Origin of the sequence: Devosia sp. (genome assembly GCF_014860165.1) — a bacterium.
In the GTDB taxonomy this organism is placed as follows: Bacteria; Pseudomonadota; Alphaproteobacteria; order Rhizobiales; family Devosiaceae; genus Devosia.
On sequence record NZ_JACZKG010000052.1, the window covers coordinates 19,903 to 37,421 of the forward strand.

22 protein-coding genes are annotated in these 17,519 nt (G+C 64.6%); 15 read left to right on the forward strand and 7 right to left on the reverse strand.

Going from position 1 to position 17,519, the window contains the following annotated elements; genetic code table 11:
* Positions 1-6: 6 nt before the first annotated feature.
* Genes IH615_RS12810 through rph form a run of 3 tightly spaced genes read right to left on the reverse strand, consistent with a single transcriptional unit; the run spans position 7 to position 1,507 of the window.
* Entirely contained in the window at positions 7-651 is a 645-nt protein-coding gene (locus IH615_RS12810; protein WP_291362260.1) for a non-canonical purine NTP pyrophosphatase, read from the reverse strand.
* Complete coding sequence (locus tag IH615_RS12815; RefSeq protein ID WP_291362261.1) at positions 648-794, reverse strand: hypothetical protein; 147 nt, start codon at positions 792-794, stop codon at positions 648-650. Before IH615_RS12815 ends, IH615_RS12810 begins: the two co-directional genes overlap by 4 nt.
* Complete coding sequence (gene rph, locus IH615_RS12820; protein ID WP_291362262.1) at positions 791-1,507, reverse strand: ribonuclease PH; 717 nt, start codon at positions 1,505-1,507, stop codon at positions 791-793. Before rph ends, IH615_RS12815 begins: the two co-directional genes overlap by 4 nt.
* Before the next feature lie 138 nt (positions 1,508-1,645).
* On the opposite strand from rph, the gene hrcA reads away from it, so the two are divergent.
* The 3 genes from hrcA to grpE all read left to right on the forward strand — a co-directional run bounded on the left by hrcA (position 1,646) and on the right by grpE (position 3,825).
* On the forward strand, positions 1,646-2,719 hold the full coding sequence (hrcA, locus tag IH615_RS12825; protein WP_291362263.1) for a heat-inducible transcriptional repressor HrcA: 1,074 nt from the start codon (positions 1,646-1,648) through the stop codon (positions 2,717-2,719).
* Entirely contained in the window at positions 2,716-3,150 is a 435-nt protein-coding gene (locus tag IH615_RS12830) for a hypothetical protein (RefSeq protein WP_291362264.1), read from the forward strand. The genes hrcA and IH615_RS12830 overlap by 4 nt, the downstream gene beginning before the upstream one ends.
* Positions 3,151-3,243: 93 nt before the next feature.
* Positions 3,244-3,825 carry a nucleotide exchange factor GrpE gene (grpE, locus tag IH615_RS12835; protein ID WP_291362265.1) on the forward strand — a complete coding sequence of 194 codons (582 nt, stop codon included), beginning with the start codon at positions 3,244-3,246 and terminating at the stop codon, positions 3,823-3,825.
* 72 nt (positions 3,826-3,897) lie between these two features.
* On the opposite strand, the gene IH615_RS12840 is transcribed toward grpE, so the two are convergent.
* From IH615_RS12840 to pabB, 3 genes are read right to left on the reverse strand one after another with little or no spacing between them, the layout of a single operon-like run.
* Positions 3,898-4,482, reverse strand: a complete 585-nt coding sequence (locus IH615_RS12840) for a hypothetical protein (RefSeq protein WP_291362266.1) — start codon at positions 4,480-4,482, stop codon at positions 3,898-3,900.
* Complete coding sequence (gene pncA / locus IH615_RS12845; RefSeq protein WP_291362267.1) at positions 4,479-5,114, reverse strand: bifunctional nicotinamidase/pyrazinamidase; 636 nt, start codon at positions 5,112-5,114, stop codon at positions 4,479-4,481. The genes IH615_RS12840 and pncA overlap by 4 nt, the downstream gene beginning before the upstream one ends.
* On the reverse strand, positions 5,111-6,901 hold the full coding sequence (gene pabB, locus IH615_RS12850; protein WP_291362268.1) for an aminodeoxychorismate synthase component I: 1,791 nt from the start codon (positions 6,899-6,901) through the stop codon (positions 5,111-5,113). Before pabB ends, pncA begins: the two co-directional genes overlap by 4 nt.
* Before the next feature lie 136 nt (positions 6,902-7,037).
* On the opposite strand from pabB, the gene IH615_RS12855 reads away from it, so the two are divergent.
* The 8 genes from IH615_RS12855 (at position 7,038) to IH615_RS12890 (ending at position 14,262) form a co-directional block, all read left to right on the forward strand.
* Positions 7,038-7,370, forward strand: a complete 333-nt coding sequence (locus IH615_RS12855; RefSeq protein ID WP_291362269.1) for a hypothetical protein — start codon at positions 7,038-7,040, stop codon at positions 7,368-7,370.
* Positions 7,371-7,458: 88 nt separating this feature from the next.
* Positions 7,459-7,791, forward strand: a complete 333-nt coding sequence (locus tag IH615_RS12860; protein WP_291362270.1) for a hypothetical protein — start codon at positions 7,459-7,461, stop codon at positions 7,789-7,791.
* 14 nt (positions 7,792-7,805) lie between these two features.
* Positions 7,806-8,105 carry a hypothetical protein gene (locus IH615_RS12865; RefSeq protein ID WP_291362271.1) on the forward strand — a complete coding sequence of 100 codons (300 nt, stop codon included), beginning with the start codon at positions 7,806-7,808 and terminating at the stop codon, positions 8,103-8,105.
* A gap of 173 nt (positions 8,106-8,278) precedes the next feature.
* Positions 8,279-10,189: a molecular chaperone DnaK gene (gene dnaK / locus IH615_RS12870; RefSeq protein ID WP_291362272.1), complete on the forward strand. Its 1,911-nt coding sequence runs from the start codon at positions 8,279-8,281 to the stop codon at positions 10,187-10,189.
* 189 nt (positions 10,190-10,378) lie between these two features.
* Positions 10,379-10,834, forward strand: a complete 456-nt coding sequence (locus tag IH615_RS12875) for a hypothetical protein (protein WP_291362273.1) — start codon at positions 10,379-10,381, stop codon at positions 10,832-10,834.
* Between the two features lie 173 nt (positions 10,835-11,007).
* Positions 11,008-12,069 carry an alpha/beta hydrolase gene (locus IH615_RS12880; protein WP_291362274.1) on the forward strand — a complete coding sequence of 354 codons (1,062 nt, stop codon included), beginning with the start codon at positions 11,008-11,010 and terminating at the stop codon, positions 12,067-12,069.
* A 184-nt stretch (positions 12,070-12,253) separates the two neighbouring features.
* Positions 12,254-13,387: a molecular chaperone DnaJ gene (gene dnaJ / locus IH615_RS12885; RefSeq protein WP_291362275.1), complete on the forward strand. Its 1,134-nt coding sequence runs from the start codon at positions 12,254-12,256 to the stop codon at positions 13,385-13,387.
* Complete coding sequence (locus IH615_RS12890; protein ID WP_291362276.1) at positions 13,387-14,262, forward strand: glycosyltransferase family 8 protein; 876 nt, start codon at positions 13,387-13,389, stop codon at positions 14,260-14,262. Before dnaJ ends, IH615_RS12890 begins: the two co-directional genes overlap by 1 nt.
* Positions 14,263-14,294: 32 nt before the next feature.
* Here the strand turns inward: IH615_RS12890 and IH615_RS12895 are convergent, their stop codons facing one another.
* Positions 14,295-14,699, reverse strand: a complete 405-nt coding sequence (locus tag IH615_RS12895; protein WP_291362277.1) for a VOC family protein — start codon at positions 14,697-14,699, stop codon at positions 14,295-14,297.
* A 133-nt stretch (positions 14,700-14,832) separates the two neighbouring features.
* Here IH615_RS12895 and IH615_RS12900 point away from each other — a divergent pair, with 133 nt between their 5' ends.
* Genes IH615_RS12900 through IH615_RS12915 form a run of 4 tightly spaced genes read left to right on the forward strand, consistent with a single transcriptional unit; the run spans position 14,833 to position 17,517 of the window.
* Positions 14,833-15,378: an NADPH-dependent FMN reductase gene (locus IH615_RS12900; RefSeq protein ID WP_291362278.1), complete on the forward strand. Its 546-nt coding sequence runs from the start codon at positions 14,833-14,835 to the stop codon at positions 15,376-15,378.
* A gap of 7 nt (positions 15,379-15,385) precedes the next feature.
* Positions 15,386-16,021 carry a histidine phosphatase family protein gene (locus tag IH615_RS12905; RefSeq protein ID WP_291362279.1) on the forward strand — a complete coding sequence of 212 codons (636 nt, stop codon included), beginning with the start codon at positions 15,386-15,388 and terminating at the stop codon, positions 16,019-16,021.
* A 33-nt stretch (positions 16,022-16,054) separates the two neighbouring features.
* Positions 16,055-16,753: an orotidine-5'-phosphate decarboxylase gene (pyrF, locus tag IH615_RS12910; protein ID WP_291362280.1), complete on the forward strand. Its 699-nt coding sequence runs from the start codon at positions 16,055-16,057 to the stop codon at positions 16,751-16,753.
* Positions 16,750-17,517 (forward strand): TIM barrel protein, encoded by a 768-nt coding sequence (locus IH615_RS12915; RefSeq protein WP_291362281.1) that lies wholly within the window; start codon positions 16,750-16,752, stop codon positions 17,515-17,517. Before pyrF ends, IH615_RS12915 begins: the two co-directional genes overlap by 4 nt.
* Positions 17,518-17,519 lie beyond the last annotated feature (2 nt).

Here is a 17,519-nt window from a genome sequence, read left to right on the forward strand (position 1 = left end):
TTCGGCTTACCGCTCAATCTGGTTCTCCACGAACTTGGCGAAGGAGCGGGCGCGGTGGCTCAGGCCCTGCTGGCCGGGGGACCAGGAGTGCTTCATCTGCGGCGACATCTGGCCGAAGGTGATGTCATAGCCATCGGGCATGAAGACCGGATCATAGCCATGGCCCTGGTCGCCGCGCGGCGGCCAGACCAGGGTGCCAAAGCACTGGCCGTGATAGATGACATCGCGACCATCAGGGTGGGCAAGGCAGAGCGTGGCGTTGAACGAGGCCTTGCGCTGGCCGGGCGAAGTCGCATTGGCCGCCTGCAGCGCGTCTTCCACCCGCTTCATGGCATGCCCGAAATCGCGCGGCACGCCCGCCCAGTCGGCGGTATAGACGCCCGGATCGCCGTTGAGCGCGTCCACGCACAGCCCCGAATCATCTGACAGCGCCAGCATGCCCGAGGCCTGCGCAGCGGCATGGGCCTTGAGGCGGGCATTCTCGGCAAAGGTGGTGCCAGTTTCCTCGGGCTCGGGCAGATCCAGCTCGCCCGCCGAAACCAGTTCGAGACCATAGGGCTCGAACAACTCCTGGAATTCCCTGAGCTTGCCCGCATTATGCGTGGCCAGCACCAGGCGGTCACCTTCGCGGAGGCGGGGAATGGTGGTCATTTGGTGACGCCCTTGGGCTTGGCGTCGAGCGCCCGCGCCACATCGCGCCACAGGGCGCAGTTTTCGGGCGAGGTCTGGCGCGGCGTTTCGACCGGCTTGGGGGCCGGCCTTGCCGCGACTTTCTTGAGGAGCCAGCCGATCATGCTGAAAGCGCCGCTTGCTGCAGCAGGGTCAGCTCGCCAATACCCTGCTCGGCCAATCCCATCAGCGCATTGAGTTCATCGCGGCTGAAAGGCACCTGTTCGGCCGTGCCCTGGATTTCGACGAATTTGCCCGAGCCGGTCATGACGAAATTGGCGTCGGTATGGGCCTCGACATCCTCGAGATAATCGAGATCGAGCACCGGGACGCCGCGATAGACGCCGCAGGACACCGCGGCGACCGATTCGCGCAGGGCCTTGCCCTTGGTCAGCTTGCGCTCATCCATCCAGGCAATGGCATCGGCCAGGGCGATATAGGCGCCTGTTATAGACGCCGTGCGGGTTCCGCCATCGGCCTCGAGCACGTCGCAGTCGATGGTGACCTGGTTTTCACCCAGCAACTGCATATCGACCACCGCGCGGAGCGAACGGCCGATCAGGCGCTGGATTTCCTGGGTGCGGCCCGATTGCTTGCCGGCTGTCGCCTCGCGGCGGGTGCGCGAGCCGGTGGCCCGGGGCAGCATGCCATATTCGGCGGTGACCCAGCCCTGGCCCTTGCCGCGCAGCCAGCCGGGAAGGCTGGTTTCGACCGAGGCGGTGACGAGCACCTTGGTATTGCCGAATGAGACGAGGCAGGAGCCCTCCGCCTTCTGGGCGACATTGCGCTCGATCGTCACGGCGCGCATCTGGTTGGGCTCACGTCCGGAAGGTCGCATCGGGAATCCGTCAGAAATTACTGTTAACCGCCTCTTAACCCTAGCCGGGCCCGCTCACAAGCCGCGGGCGCTTGGCGGGAGCCTGCAATGCGCTTAAATGAGGGGGCAGGGTTAAAGCGGACGATTTTATCGAACACCATGATCAGACCGCCCGAAGACTTCCTCAGCGTGCTCAACGCCCGCAGCCAGGACATTTTTAAGAAGATCGTCGAGCGCTACCTGGATACGGGTTCGCCCGTCGGATCGCGCGACCTATCCCGCATGCTGCAATCGGGGCTGTCACCGGCCTCGGTGCGCAATGTGATGGCCGATCTTGAAGATCTCGGGCTGATCGCGGCGCCGCATACTTCCGCCGGAAGAGCGCCGACGCAGGAGGGACTGCGCTTTTTCGTCGATGCCATGCTCGAAGTCGGCGCCGTCAACGAGGCTGAGCGCAGCCAGATCGCCAAGTCGATCGAGGGCCAGCATCGCGGCCAGGTCGAGGATGTGCTGACCGAGGCCAGCCAACTGTTGAGCGGCCTCAGCCAGGGGGCCGGCGTCGTCATCGCCACCAAGGCCGATATCGTGCTGCGCCATATCGAATTCGTGCGGCTCGATGCGGCGAGGGCCATGGCGATCCTGGTGGGCCAGGACGGGCAGGTCGAAAACCGCATCATGGACGTGCCCCCGGGCCTCACCGCGAGTGCCCTGACCCAGGCGGGCAATTACCTTGCCCATCACGTGGTCGGCCGCACCATTGCCGAGGCGCGCAAGGCGCTGTCGGAACTGCGGGCCGAACAGCGCCAGGAGCTCGACGAGCTGACGCAGAAGCTGGTCGATGCCGGCATCGCCACGCTGGCCCAGGCCTCGCCATCCAGCCAGCCCACGGTGATCGTGCGGGGTCGCGCCAACCTGATCAACGACGCCATGGCCTCGGACGAATTGCTGCGCATGCGGCAATTGTTCGACGAGCTCGAAAGCAAGGACGGGCTGCTGGAGCTGCTGGGCGACGCCGAGAAGGCGCAGGGCGTACGCATCTTCATCGGCTCGGAGAACAAGCTGTTTTCGCTCAGTGGCTCGTCGGTCATCCTCTCGCCCTACAAGGATGCCAATGACAAGGTGGTGGGCGTGCTGGGCGTGATCGGGCCGACCCGGCTCAACTATGCCCGCATCGTGCCTGTGGTGGATTATACGGCTAACGTGATCAGCGCGATGATGGCGCGGCAGCGATGAGCTTCGGTAAAGTTGCGCTGGCTGTTACAGGCGCCGTGATCGTGGGCATTGGACTACTCCTCGGCCCCGCCTTCATTGGCTGGCGTCCGCGGTTTGGCCTTGAGGCAGATTTCCAACAAGTCATTCGCGACGCGGCGGTATCGGACTACTACGGAAACCCGGGTTGGGACCGGGAGGATGTGACGGAGGAAGTTTGTCCCCGGGTCAATGTTGCGGTCCTGAAAGGGTTGGGCATGAACGACAAGCCGATCTGGCCGATGCCCTTCGATGGGGAGCCGGCTCGCCCAACCTACCGTTGGCGCATGGTGCAGGACGCTGGGTTGGTTGATATCTGTCGCACGCGTTCGAACCGGTACATAGAGATCAATATTGACGCTGAGACGCTGGTTTGCGCCGCCGAAGTATCCGTCTTACCGCAATGTGACATGTAGCACGGCATATGCCTATGTAGCGTCGGGCTTGAAAATGCGGCCGCATTGGCCGATATGCGGGGCAAATCCTCACACTCTTTGCGGAACAGAACAATGATGAGCGACGAAAACGCCGCCTCGGGCGAGATGCCTGAAGTCGAAGTCCCGGCGCAGCCGGAAGTCGATCCGGTGGAAGCTTTGCGCGTCGAGAATGCCGAGCTCAAGGACCGCCTGCTGCGGACCATTGCGGAGATGGAAAACCTGCGCAAGCGCACCGAGCGCGACGTCAATGACACGCGCAGCTATGCCATTGCCGGCTTTGCCCGCGACATGCTCTCGGCCACCGATGCGCTGAGCCGCGCCCTGATGGTGCTGCCGGCGGAGGCGCGCGAGAACGGCGACGCCACCACCAAGAGCCTGATCGAAGGCATCGAGATGACCGAGCGCGAAATGCAGCGGCTTTTGGCCAAGCATGGCGTCAAGCCGATCGAGGCCGAGGGCCAGAAATTCGATCCGCATCGCCACCAGGCCATGTTCGAAGTGCCGGACCCCAGCCGCCCTGAAGGTACCGTCGTTCAGGTGGTGCAGGCGGGCTTTGCCATCGGCGACCGGGTTTTGCGCCCCGCCATGGTCGGCGTCGCGAAGGGTGGCCCCAGCCATGCTCCGGCCGACGAGGCCATCGACAAGAGCGCCTGATCTCATCAGGAGCGTTTCACGTGAATCCCCGCGCAAGCGGGGATTTTTGTTTTGAGCACATGGTGTCCGCCGCTATGGCAGCAGCACTTGTGGAAGTTCTGTCGGGTCGTAACGTTGCCCGTCATTCACGCGCAACTCATTTGCTTGAACCAAGGCTACAACCCATATCGCAGGCGCTAGCAAAAAGAGCACAAACTGGCCGCTAAGGAAGGCCGATGCGAGGCAACCGAGACCGACGAGAGGCAGGATGCCGAAGGTGAAAAATTTGGTGGACTTCCTCGCACGAGCAGCGGTGAAGACGATCTCCGCTGATCTGGGGATGGCAAGGAGGTGTGCGTGCACCAGTCGCACGAACTGCTGATAGGTCTCCTCGGTCCCGATGTCCCCCGAAAGGCAAATCACCGACAACGGGGCTCCGGAGTCGAACTCGATCCGACACCGCCAAGCGGTACCACCTCGCGGAAGACCGAATTGGCCCAGCGTCAGCGATCGTATTTCGTCAAGCCTGCGTAGTTCCCGTGTCCCGTCGCCAATCTGCCAGCTCAACTCGCCAGGTGTCAGGGTAAAGGAGGTTCTCGGTCGGACCGCCAACGGTCCATTACTTTCCGTGCGCAGGGAGAAATCGGCAGTTGACACGATAGTGTCTGCCAGGCTCATCCCAGAATATCCTTGCTCATCACCCGCTCCACGCCGGCCTCGGCCATATCCACCCAGGCCTTGGCGAGGCTCCCCCCATTGTCGATGGCGCGTGTCGCGTCCTCGATCACGGTGACGTCGAAGCCCGCGGCGGCGCCGTCGACGGCGGTCCAGCCGACGCAATAGTCGGTGGCGAGGCCGACAAGGTAGAGCCGGCCGACATCGCGCTCGTTGAGATAGCCGGCAAGGCCCGTCAGCGTTTCGCGATCGGCTTCCTGGAAGCCTGAATAGGAGTCGATCAGCCGGTTATAGCCCTTGCGGATGATGAGCTGGCCATGGGGCACGTCGAGGTCGGCTGACAGCGCAGCGCCATGCGTGTTCCAGACGCAATGGTCGGGCCACAGGACCTGGCTGCCATAGGGCAGGTCCACGGTCTCGAACGGGGCCTTGCCATAGTGCTGGCTGGCGAAGGAAATGTGATCGGCCGGGTGCCAGTCCTGGGTGAAGACCACATTGGTGAATTTTCTGGCCAGCGTGTTGATCAGCGGCACGATCTCGTCGCCACCGGATACGGCCAGGCTTCCGCCCGGCAGAAAATCATATTGCACGTCGACGACGACCAGCACGTCTTCCGGGGTGATCTCGATCGTCATCGGCCGTCTCCTTGATATTTGACCCATTCGGCCCGCAGCAGCCCGCGCACCGAATTGCCGAGCCAGATTGCCTCGGCGGCCTCCAGGTCGGCAAGGGTGAGCACCTGCTCGATGGCCCTGCCCGAAGCGAGCAGCTCCGCGCGCAAGGTGCCCGGCAGCAGGCCGGAGGCGAGGGGCGGGGTAAGCAGCATACCACCGCGCTCGACGAAGAGATTGGTGATCGAGCCTTCGGTGAGCTCGCCGCGCTCGTTGCGGAACACCACCTCGTCGACGCCGTGCTCGGCATGGGCGGACACGCGCGGCTCGTCATAGAAGGCGCGGTGGGTCGTCTTGTGCGCCAGCCACAGGCTTTGCGAATCGAGTTTTTCCGGCGCGATGGCGAAGCGGAAGACGGGTGGATTGGGCGGCAGTTGGACCGCGGTGAGATCAGGTCCGGATGCATCCAGCGTCAAGCGGACGCGCATCCGGTCGGCCGGGAAGGACTGGCCTTCGAGCAGGGTCAGCACCGCCTCCCGGTCGAAGGGCAGGGTGAAATAGGCGGCCGAATCCGCCATGCGGTCGAGATGCCGCCCGAGCAGGGCGTAGCCGGGGCCTCTCTCCCACAGCAGGGTTTCGATCAGGGTGACCGGCCGGGCCGGATCGGTGAAGAATGCCATCTTGAGCAGGGCCTCGCGATATTCATCCCCGGCGACGCTGTCGGCGACGATGCCGCCGCCAATGCCGATCTCGCCACGGCCATCGGCATCGATCACGGCGGTGCGGATGGCGACGTTGAGGGTGAGGTCGCCATTGGGGGCGAAGTGGCCGATCGAGCCGGTATAGACGCCGCGCGGGCCGGCCTCGACCGCGTGGATGATTTCCATGGCGCGCAGCTTGGGGGCGCCGGTAATGGAGCCGCAGGGGAAGAGGTTGGCGAGCAGCTCGGTCGTGCTCACATCGGCGCGACGCCGAGCCTCGATGCCCGAGGTCATCGTGTGCAGCGTCGAATAGGTTTCCACCGTGAAGAGGTCGGTGACCTTGACCGAGCCGATCTCGGCGATGCGGCCGAGGTCATTGCGCAGCAGGTCGACGATCATCAGGTTTTCGGCGCGGTTCTTCTCGTCGGCGAAGAGGGCGGCGCGGCCGGCCGCATCTTCGGCCAAAGTACGGCCACGCTTGAGGGTGCCCTTCATCGGCCTTGCCGTGAGCTTGCCGTCCCGGCTTGAAACGAACAGTTCGGGCGAGCGCGACAGGATCCACTGCGTGCCGGTATTGATCAGCGCGCCATAGGCGACGGGTTGCTTGCGCACCAGCTCGCGATAAAGCGCCACCGGATCGCCCTCGAGCCGGAAGCCGGCCTTGAAGGTGAGGTTGACCTGGTAGGTATCGCCAGCCGCGATCAGCGCCTTGACCTGCTCGAAGGCGAGCGCGTAGGCGGCCTCATCAAGGCGGGGCGCGATATCGATGGCGCTGCCGGCATGGGTCCCGGCCATGGCGGCAAGCCGGCGGTCGACCTCGGCCGCAGTCAGCCGTTCGGGTGCGTCATAGAGGCCCAGCCAGAGCAGGGGCGTCGTTCCGGGTGGCGGCAGGCGGTCGAGCAGGCGTTCCTCGAAGACAAAACCCAGCTCGTAAGCCAGAAAGCCTGCGGCATGCAGGCCACTTTTCCCGGCAGCTTCAAGCTGCGCCAGGGCCGCCTGCACACTGGCGGCGTCATGGGCAACCAGCACCTCGCGCGGCGCCGAAAACAGCAGATTCTCGCCCGCGGGGTCGAGCGTATCGTGGAGCAGCACTGTGCCGGGAGCAAACATGGCGCGTTTCTAGAGCGTTTCGCCAGCGCCGTCACCGGGGCTCCGCCCCCGTGAACAGGGGTTGGAGGGCGGCATCGCCGGAGTCAGATTTCGCGCCTCGACCGCAGGACGCAGGCCGATCATCTGGGGACACATCATGAATACGATCATCAAGGGCGCCGCCGCTGCCCTGGTGCTGCTGGGCAGCGCCTTGCCGGCGATCGCCGAAGACATCTATTTCACGCTCTACAACGAGAGCAGCCGCTCGCTGCATTATTTCTATGCCAGCCCGAGCGCCTCGAGCAGCTGGGGCGGCGACCTCCTGGCTGGCGGCCATACGCTGCGCGCCGGCTACAATGGCACCGTGACCATCGCCGATGGCTCGACCGAGTGCTATTACGACTTCAAGTTCATCATGGCCGACGGCAGCCAGACCGAGGTCGGTGAGGTCAATATCTGCGAGCTGGGCAGCTATACGATCTACGACTGAGAGCGCAACATAGTCATGGCTGTTTAAGGCCGGTGTGTTAAGCAATCGCCCGGCTGGCGGCAGGTGCCGCCGGTTTGGGAGATTTTTCATGACCTTCAAGCTCAAGGGCGCCGTTGTCGCCCTGGCGCTGTTCGCCGGCGCCCTGCCGGCTGCCGCGCAGACCGTCGAATTCACGCTGATCAACAACAGCTCGCAGTCGCTGCATTATTTCTACACCACCCCCAGCAATGAAGACAGCTGGGGCGAGGATCTGCTGGGCCCGGATGGCACGCTGGAAGCGGGCTATGAGGGCACGGTGACCATCGGCGACGGCTCGGACCAGTGCCTTTATGACTTCCGCTTCGAAACCGGCGAAGGCGCCCTTCTCGAAGTAGCCGAGGTCAATATCTGCGAACTGAACAGCTATACGCTGACCGACTGATTGGAGCATCTGACATGCGTCTCACCTTGATCAGCGCAGCGGTGCTGGCAGGCCTCGCCACGCCGGCCGTCGCGGCCGACTATGCGTTTGAAGTCACCAACAGCACCCAGTTCGACCTGGTCGCGATCCACGTGCAGGGAGGGAAGGTCAACGACTTCATGACCGTCCGCTCCAATGGCGAGCGCCAGTTCACGCTGTCGCTGCCAGCAGGAGTCTGCAAGACGCGCCTCAACGTTATCTTCAACGATTCCGATTCGGTCGTGTTCGACAGCTATGATGCCTGCGAAAAAGGCGGCATCGCCATCGGACACTGACGGCGCAAATCTATGCCGGACGCGCTTGAAGCGTCCGGCGCACCCCCCTATATAGCCCTCAAGCCCGGATGCGGGCGCATTCCAGTGTAGGAACCCGGCCTTCGCGTGAGGCCAAGGGGCTGCTTCGCGAGAGGGGCCACACAATGGGTTTGCTGAAAGAGAGGCTAGAGTAAATGGCAAAAGTCATCGGTATCGACCTGGGCACCACCAATAGCTGCGTCGCGGTTATGGACGGCGCCAATCCCAAGGTCATCGAAAACGCGGAAGGGGCGCGCACCACCCCCTCGATGGTCGCCTTTTCCAAGGATGGCGAACGTCTGATCGGCCAGCCGGCCAAGCGCCAGGCGGTCACCAACCCCGAAAATACCCTGTTTGCCGTCAAGCGCCTGATCGGGCGCCGGTTCGATGACGCCGTCGTGGCCAAGGACAAGAACCTTGTGCCCTTCAAGATCGTCAAGGCCGACAATGGCGATGCCTGGGTCGAAGCCTCGGGCGACAAGTATTCGCCCAGCCAGATCTCGGCCATGGTCCTGCAGAAGATGAAGGAAACCGCCGAATCCTATCTCGGCGAGACCGTCACGCAGGCCGTCATCACGGTCCCCGCCTATTTCAACGACAGCCAGCGCCAGGCCACCAAGGACGCGGGCAAGATTGCCGGCCTCGAAGTGCTGCGCATCATCAACGAGCCGACTGCGGCAGCGCTCGCCTATGGCCTCGACAAGAAGGCCGCCGGCACGATCGCGGTCTATGACCTGGGTGGCGGCACCTTCGACGTGTCCGTCCTCGAAATCGGCGACGGCGTCTTCGAGGTGAAGTCGACCAATGGCGACACGTTCCTGGGTGGCGAAGACTTCGACATGCGCCTCGTCGATTACTTTGCCGACGAGTTCAAGAAGGAGCAGGGCATCGACCTGCGCAACGACAAGCTGGCCCTGCAGCGCCTCAAGGAGGCTGCCGAAAAGGCCAAGATCGAGCTGTCGGCTTCGACGCAGACCGAAATCAACCTGCCCTTCATCACCGCCGACGCTTCGGGCCCCAAGCACCTGACGCTCAAGCTCAGCCGCTCCAAGTTCGAAACGCTGGTCGATGACCTGATCCAGAAGACGGTCGATCCCTGCAAGCAGGCCCTCAAGGATGCCGGCCTCACCGCCGCGCAGATCGACGAAGTCGTGCTGGTGGGCGGCATGAGCCGCATGCCCAAGGTGCAGGAAGTGGTCAAGCAACTGTTCGGCAAGGAGCCGCACAAGGGCGTCAACCCGGACGAAGTGGTGGCGCTGGGCGCTGCCATCCAGGCCGGCGTGCTGCAGGGCGACGTCAAGGACGTGCTGCTGCTCGACGTGACCCCGCTTAGCCTGGGCATCGAGACCCTGGGTGGCGTCTTCACCCGGCTGATCGATCGCAATACGACCATCCCGACCAAGAAGAGCCAGACCTTCTCGACCGCCGAGGACAACCAGAGCGCGGTGACCATCCGCGTGTTCCAGGGCGAGCGCGAAATGGCCGCCAATAACAAGCTGCTGGGCAATTTCGACCTGGCCGGCATTCCGCCCGCACCGCGCGGCGTGCCGCAGATCGAAGTGACCTTCGACATCGACGCCAACGGCATCGTGCAGGTTTCGGCCAAGGACAAGGGCACCGGCAAGGAGCAGCAGATCCGCATCCAGGCCTCGGGTGGTCTTTCGGACGCCGACATCGAAAAGATGGTCAAGGAAGCCGAGCAGAATGCCGAGGCCGACAAGAAGAAGCGCGAAGCGGTCGAAGCCAAGAACCAGGGCGAGAGCCTGATCCACTCGACCGAGAAGTCGCTCAAGGAATATGGCGACAAGGTTTCGGCCGAGGACAAGGCCGCCATCGAAGCCGCGATCACCGACCTCAAGGGCGTGATCGAGGGCGAGGATGGCGAAGTGATCAAGGAAAAGACCGACGCACTGGCCCAGGCCTCGATGAAGCTGGGCGAGGCCATGTACAAGGCCAGCCAGGCGGAAGCCGAAGCCAAGGCCAGCGGTACGGCCGATGAGGACGACGACGTGGTCGATGCCGACTTCGAAGAGGTCAAGGACGACGACGACAAGAAGTCGGCCTAAATCCTGGGCGATGCATTGAAGGGGTCCGGCGCAAGCCGGGCCCTTTTTGTTGCCTCGATGTTTCTCTGCCGGAGCAAGGAAGGCGATCGGAGCCCAATATGCCACGGGCGCGTCATCGGCTTGACTTCACTGCCAATCGCGAATTCCGTTATCATTGGCTATTTGCCGCCCGATGCCGTAGGGTCAGGAATGAACATTCCAGACCCCAAGACATTCACCGACCCCGACAAGCTGCGCAAGCTGATGGCCAATGCCGTTCGCCTCGGCTATGTGGACCTCGCTTTTGGCTGCCAGCTGCGCATCGCCGAGCTGGCCGGCGCCGCCCATAGCGACGCTATCGACCGCGCTTTCTTCACCAACCTGGTCGCGGCGGAAGAATTCCGCACCGCCGACAATGGCCGCGCCACCAAGCTCATCAATGTCCGGGCGCGCCACAAGAAGTTTGGCGCCGTGCGCGTCCTCTCCGACATGATGATGGCCCCCGAAGTCAGCGACGGCTTTGCCAAGCTGGTGGAGCATGAGCGCAGCGACCTGACCGGCGAGGCCATCGTGCTCAGCCATGAGGACCAGTTCAGCGTCGATGTGGTCAATGCCGCGCGCAAGAAGCTGATCGGCCATGGCGTGAGCCTGGGCGAGCCGGCGTAGCTGTCTTACTCCGCCGAGACCCTCGGGCGAGACCCGGGGGTGAGCGATGGCGATGCGTTTCACGTGAATCCATCCCCGGCACCGTGACAGGTGCCGCAAAATGGGCGCAATGGCGCCCAACTCCCTCCCGGTTTTCGCGGTCCAAGTGAGGCTCACGAATCCGCGAGGCCACCATGACCGATTCCAGCACAAATCCCACCGAGGGTCAGTCCGGTGATTCCATCGGCCGGCTGGCCGAGCTGATTTCCGGCGATCCGATGACGCGGCTCGATGCCGACATGAAGCATGTGCTCGACCGGCTGGCGGATCTGGGGGCGCGACCGCTCGAACTGCTGACACCCGACATGGCAAGGCGCCAGCCCCGCCCGGCGGAAGCCATCAGCGCCGTGCTCGGCCAGCAGGGCCGCGAGCGGCCCGAAGATGGCGTGGAGGTCGAAGACCTTGCCATCTCCGGCGCCGAGGGCGAATTGCCCGGGCGCATCTATCGGCCGATTGGGCTCCTCAGCCGGCTCAACCCGGTGGTGCTGTATTTCCATGGCGGTGGCTTTGTCACCGGCGATCTCGACAGCCACGATGCCTCGGCCCGCGCCCTGGCGCGGCGTACCGGTGCGATCGTGGTCTCCGTCGCCTATCGGCTGGCGCCCGAGCACAAATTCCCCGCCGCACATGACGACGCCTGGGCTGCCTGGCGCTGGCTGACCGAGCAGGTGCGCGACCTGGCCGGCGATGTCAGGCGGCTGGCGGTGGCCGGTGAAGATGCCGGCGCTAACCTGGCCGCCTATATCGCCCTGCGGGCCCGCGACGACGGCGCGACCCGGCCCGTGCATCAGGTGCTGATCCACCCCATTGCCGGCAACGATCTCGCCACCGCCTCCTATGGCGAAACGCTGCGGGCGCAGCCGATCGGACTGCCGGCGATGCGTTGGCGGTTCCGGCAGACCTTTGCCGACGAGGCCGAGTCCGCCGATGACCGCATCAACCTGGTGGCGCGCGAGGATCTGGCCGGCGTGGCGCCGGCGACGATCGTGCTGGCAGGGATCGATCCGCTGCGCTCGGAGGGCGAGGCGCTGGCCGAAGCGCTCGAGCAAGCGGGGGTCACGGTGAATTGCTGGACCTATGAGGGCGTGACGCAGGGCTTTTTCGGCCTGGGTCTCGTGGTCACCAAGGCGGTGTTCGCCCAGTCCGACACGGCCGATGCGCTGAGCAAGGCCTTCGCGCCCGGCCGCCGCAGCTAGCCGCCTCGAATCACCATCATTGAAGCCCGTGCCCGCTCTTGCTACATGAGCGGCCGGTGGTTTTGCCCTTGATGCGCCATCACGGCCCCAGACCCCCTTGCGGGGCGTGGGGTCGATTGCCATCTAGGGGCTAGGTTTCTGGTGGGGCGCGCGCGACGCGACCGGCCGCATGGAGAATGGGTTTTTGGCCAAACGGGATTTCTACGAGGTACTCGGCGTACAAAAGGGCGCCGATGACGCGGCGCTCAAGAGTGCCTATCGCAAGCTTGCCATGCAGTTCCACCCCGACCGCAATCCGGGCAGCAGCGAGGCCGAGGGCAAGTTCAAGGAAATCAACGAGGCCTATGACACCCTGAAGGACGGCCAGAAGCGCGCCGCCTATGACCGGTTCGGCCATGCCGCCTTCGAGAATGGCGGCGGGCGCGGCGGCGCCAACGGCTTCGGCCCCGAATTCACGTCCTCGATGTCCGATATCTTCGACGACATATTCGGCGACTTCATGGGCGGCCGGCGCGGCGGTGGCGGCGGGGCCGCCAAGCTGCGCGGCAGCGACCTGCGCTATAATCTCGAAATCAGCCTCGAAGAGAGCTTTGAGGGCCGCACGGTCGAGATCGACGTGCCGACCCTGGTGGGCTGCACCACCTGCGATGGCTCGGGCGCCAAGCCGGGCACCGGCACCCATACCTGCCGGCAGTGCAATGGCCATGGCAAGGTGCGCGCGGCGCAGGGCTTCTTCACCATCGAGCGCACCTGCCCGGTCTGCCAGGGCCGCGGCCAGATGATGGACCAGCCCTGCACCGATTGCGGTGGCCAGGGCCGGCGGCAGGAAAACCGCAAGCTTTCGGTCGATATTCCCAGGGGTATCGAAGACGGCACCCGTATCCGGCTCGCCAATGAGGGCGAGGCCGGCCTGCGCGGTGGCCCGCCGGGCGATCTCTATATTTTCATCTCCATCCGCCCGCATGACCTGTTCCAGCGCGATGGCGCCGACCTTTATGCGCGCGTGCCGATCGCCATGACGACGGCTGCCCTGGGCGGCGAGTTCGAAGTGCCGACGCTCGACAATGCGCGGGCCAAGGTCAAGGTCGCGGCCGGCACCCAGCCGGGCCAGCGGGTGCGGCTCAAGGGCAAGGGCATGCCGGTGCTGCGCAGCAAGGATGTCGGCGACCTCTATGTGCAGCTCGATATCGAAACGCCGCAGGCGCTGAGCCGCCGGCAGCGCGAGCTGCTGGAGGAATTTGCCCGGCTCGAGACGGAAGAGACCAGCCCGACCTCGGGCGGCTTCTTCACCAAGCTCAAGAAGATGTTCGAGGCCTAGTGCGCGACGAGGCGGGCACGGTCGAGATCGCACTGACCTTCGATGACGGGTTCTGGGCGCCGTGCTACGCCACGATGCGCTCGATCTGCCTGACGACGCATCATCCCGAACGGCTGCGCTTCCACCTGCTGCACCAGCAGCTGACGCCAGCGCATCGCGCCGCCCTGGAAAGCATCGAGCACGGCTATGGCGCGCGCCTCAATTTCATCGATCTGGACGCGGGCAATGTGCTGGGCGAGCGCATCGCCGGCTTTCCGCGCCTTCGCCTGCGGCGATTCAGCAAGGTCATCTATGCCCGGCTGTTTCTGGCCGACCTGATCGATCCCTCGATCGAGCGCATCCTCTACCTTGATTGCGACGTGTTCGTGCGAACGGCGCTCGATCCGCTGTTCTTCATGGACATGCAGGGCCACGCCATCGCGGCGGTGCTGCAGCCCGACCGGATGCACTGCATCGCCGGAACCGACCTCAAGGGCCGCAACGCCTTCTCGATGGCCGATCCCTATTTCAACTCGGGCGTCATGCTCATCGACATGACCCAATACCGGCAGGTCGATTTCGTCGCCACGCTGGAGCGTGGCCTGAACGCGGCCGAGCTGGCCATGTTCTACTACGACCAGGACATGATCAATTTCTGCTTCAAGGGCCGGATTCTCGAACTGGATGCGCGCTGGAACCTGCAGAATGCCGTGCCGGCCCATGAGGCCTTCAACCCCGCCATCGTGCACTATTCGGCCAATCCCAAGCCGTGGTTCATCTGGTCTCGCGTGGCCTTCAAGCGAACCTATCGGCACCTGATGACCAATGCCTACTTCTACCAGTATCGGCGGGAACGGGTGGTCCGCCTGATCAGGCGCGGGCTGCGCCTCGCCTGAATGCAGCGGCCCACCACCGCAACCCGGGCGGTTCACCCCTGCACGAATCCCGGGTCCATCCAGATGAACTCCCAGATGTGGCCATCGAGATCGGTTATGGCGCGGGAATACATGAAGCCGTGATCCTGGAAGGGCCGGGGCTCAGTGCCGCCGGCCGCCAGAGCGGCCTCGGCGATCTGGTCCACCGCGGCACGGCTGTCGCGTGAAAGTCCATAGAGCGCCTGGGTGCCTGTCCTGGCATCGGCGATGGGCAGGGTGGTGAATTCGGCGAATTTCGGCTTGGTCAGCAGCATGAAATAGATGGTGTCGTCGATCACCATGCAGGCCGCGGTGTCGTCGGTAAACTGCGCATTGAAGCCGAAGCCGAGCTTGCCGAAGAAGGACTTGGCGGCGTCGAGGTCCCCAACGGGGAGGTTGACGAAGATGGATGTGGGCATCGGGCTCTCCATTACTTAAGTTATGACTTAACAATATGATCCATGACGAGGCGAGTCAAGAGCAGTCGCGCCGAGGCTTGCGCGCGGCCGGGAGCCAGCGCAGAATTGCGCAGCAAATTCAGGACCCTCACCCATGACCACCGCGCTTACGCTGTCCGGCTCCATCCGCAAGGGCTCTCGCAACCGGATGCTGCAGCAGCATGTCGGTCGCAAGCTGGAAGCAGCAGGGGTCGCCGTCACCGCCATCGAGCTGGGTGACTTCGACATGCCCATCTTCAATGAAGACCTCGAACCGGACCACGTGCCCGAGGCGGCAGGAAGGCTGGCGGAACTCTGGCGGAGCCACGACGCCGTCTTCATTGCCACGCCCGAATATAATGGCGGCCTGCCGCCGCTGCTGGTCAACACGCTGGCCTGGCTCAGCCGGCAGAAGCCGAGCCCGTTCCGCCACCCGGTCTTCGGCATTGGTGGCGTCAGCTCGGGCAAGTACGGCACCATCTGGGCGCTGAGCCACCTGCGCGATTCGCTGAGCAAGGTGGGCGGGCTGGTGGCGCCAGGCCTGCTCGGCATCGGCCCGGACGAAACCGCCTTTGACGCCAATGGCGACTTTGTCGAACCGGCCATTATCCGCAAGGTCGACCAGCTGGTGCACGACCTGACCACGATCCGCCGCGGGTGAACTGCCGATGCGCGCGCTATACGTGACCCATCCACAGGTGAGCATGGACGCCAATGTTCCTGTGCCGCTCTGGGGCCTGTCGCCGCTGGGGCGGGAGCGGGCGCTGGCCTTTGCAGCGCGCGGCGTGGTTCCCCCGGGCGCCATGATCTTTTCGAGCCGGGAAACCAAGGCCATGGAGCTGGCCGACATCCTTGCCGCGCCGGTGGAGGCGCTGGTACTCAGCGACCATTTGATGGGCGAGAATGACCGCAGCGCCACCGGCTTCCTGCCGCCTGCCTTGTTCGAAGCGACGGCCGACCGTTTCTTTGCCGAACCGCAGACCAGCGTCGAGGGCTGGGAACGCGCCATCGACGCGCAGCAGCGAATTGTCGATACGGTGGCCACGGCCCTGGCCAGCGTGCCCGAAGGTGTGCCGGCCGTCTTTTGCGGCCATGGCGCGGTGGGCACGCTGCTCAAATGCCATGTCGGCCGGCGTCCGATCGCCCGCAGTGAGGACCAGAGCCGCCATGCCGACCGGGGTGGCGGCAATTGCTTCAGCTTCGATCTTGCGGCCATGCAACTGGGTTGCGAGTGGACCGCGATGGAGAATTTCGCGCCGGGCTGGTTCGCGGCACCGGTTGCGAATGCAGGCGATATGGTCTAGTCCCGAGGCATCATCGACATCGGAGGAAGACCCATGGCTGGCCAGTTGATCGTGGGCCTCGACGTTTCGTCACGCGCGCGCGCCGAGGAGATCGTGGCGCTACTCGACGGGCAGGTGGATTTCTTCAAGATCGGCTACCAGTGCTTCTATGGCGCCGATGGCTTCGCCCTGGGCAAGGAACTGCTCAAGGCGGGCAAGAAGGTGTTCTTCGACCTCAAGCTGCTCGATATCGACAATACGGTCGAAAAGGGCGTTGCCGCCATCGCCGAAACCGGGGCCACCATGCTGACCGTGCATGCCTATCCGCAATGCATGCGCGCCGCGGTCCGCGGCGCGGCGGGTTCCGAGCTCTGCGTGCTGGGTGTTTCGGTGCTGACCTCGATGGATGATGCCGACGTGGCCGAGGCCGGCTTTGCCCGCGATACAGCGGGCCTCGTCGCCCTGCGCGCGCAACAGGCCCGGGACGCCGGCATTGGTGGCGTGGTCGCGTCGCCGCATGAGGCGGAAATGGTGCGCACCATTATCGGACCGCGCATGGCCATCGTCACACCGGGCATCCGCCTGCCGGGCGCCTCGGTGGGCGACCAGAAGCGCGTCATGGGGCCGGGCGAAGCGCTGGCCGAGGGCGCAACGCATCTGGTGGTGGCCCGTCCGATCATCGAGGCTGCCGACCCCGCCGCCGCGGCGCGCGCCATCCTCGCCGACATGAACACGGGTACGCGGCTCGCATGACCCGCTTTTCCGCCTGCATCGAAATGCTGTTCGTGCCTGAAAGTGCCGATCCGGCCGAGCGGATCCGGCTCGCCGCGCGTGCAGGCCTCGACGCGGTGGAATTCTGGCTATGGTCCAACAAGGATCTCGACGCCATCGAGCGGGCGCTGGACGAGACCGGCGTCACCCTGGCCGGCATCGTGGCCGAACCCTTTGCCGAGCTGACGCGCGAGACCGACCACGAGCGCTTCCTGCGCGGCCTCGAACAGAGCCGCGACGTGGCCCGGCGCCTGGGCGCCCCGGTGCTGATCTGCCAGTCCGGCCCGCTGCTTGCGGGTATCGAGCGGGCCCGCCAGCATGACGGGTTGACCCTGGCCATGGCGCGCTCGGCCGATATCCTTGCTGGTTCCGGTGTGCGGCTGGGGCTCGAGCCGCTCAACGACCGGGTGGATCACCCGGGCTATTATCTCACGAGCTCGGCAGAAGCCTTCGCCATCGTCGATGCGGTCAACCGGCCCGAGATCGGACTGACCTATGACCTCTACCATTCCATGGTGATGGGCGAAGACCCCCAGACCGTGGCCGGCGGCCATCTTGAGCGCATCTTCCATGTGCACCTGGCCGACCATCCCGGTCGCAACCAGCCGGGCAGCGGCGCGCTCGACCTGGCGTCCCAACTGCGCTGGCTGGATGGCCTTGGCTATGATGGCTTTGTTGGCCTCGAATATCGGCCGACCGGCAGCACGGCCGATGCGCTGGCGCAGACCTGGGCGAGCCTGGCCTAGCG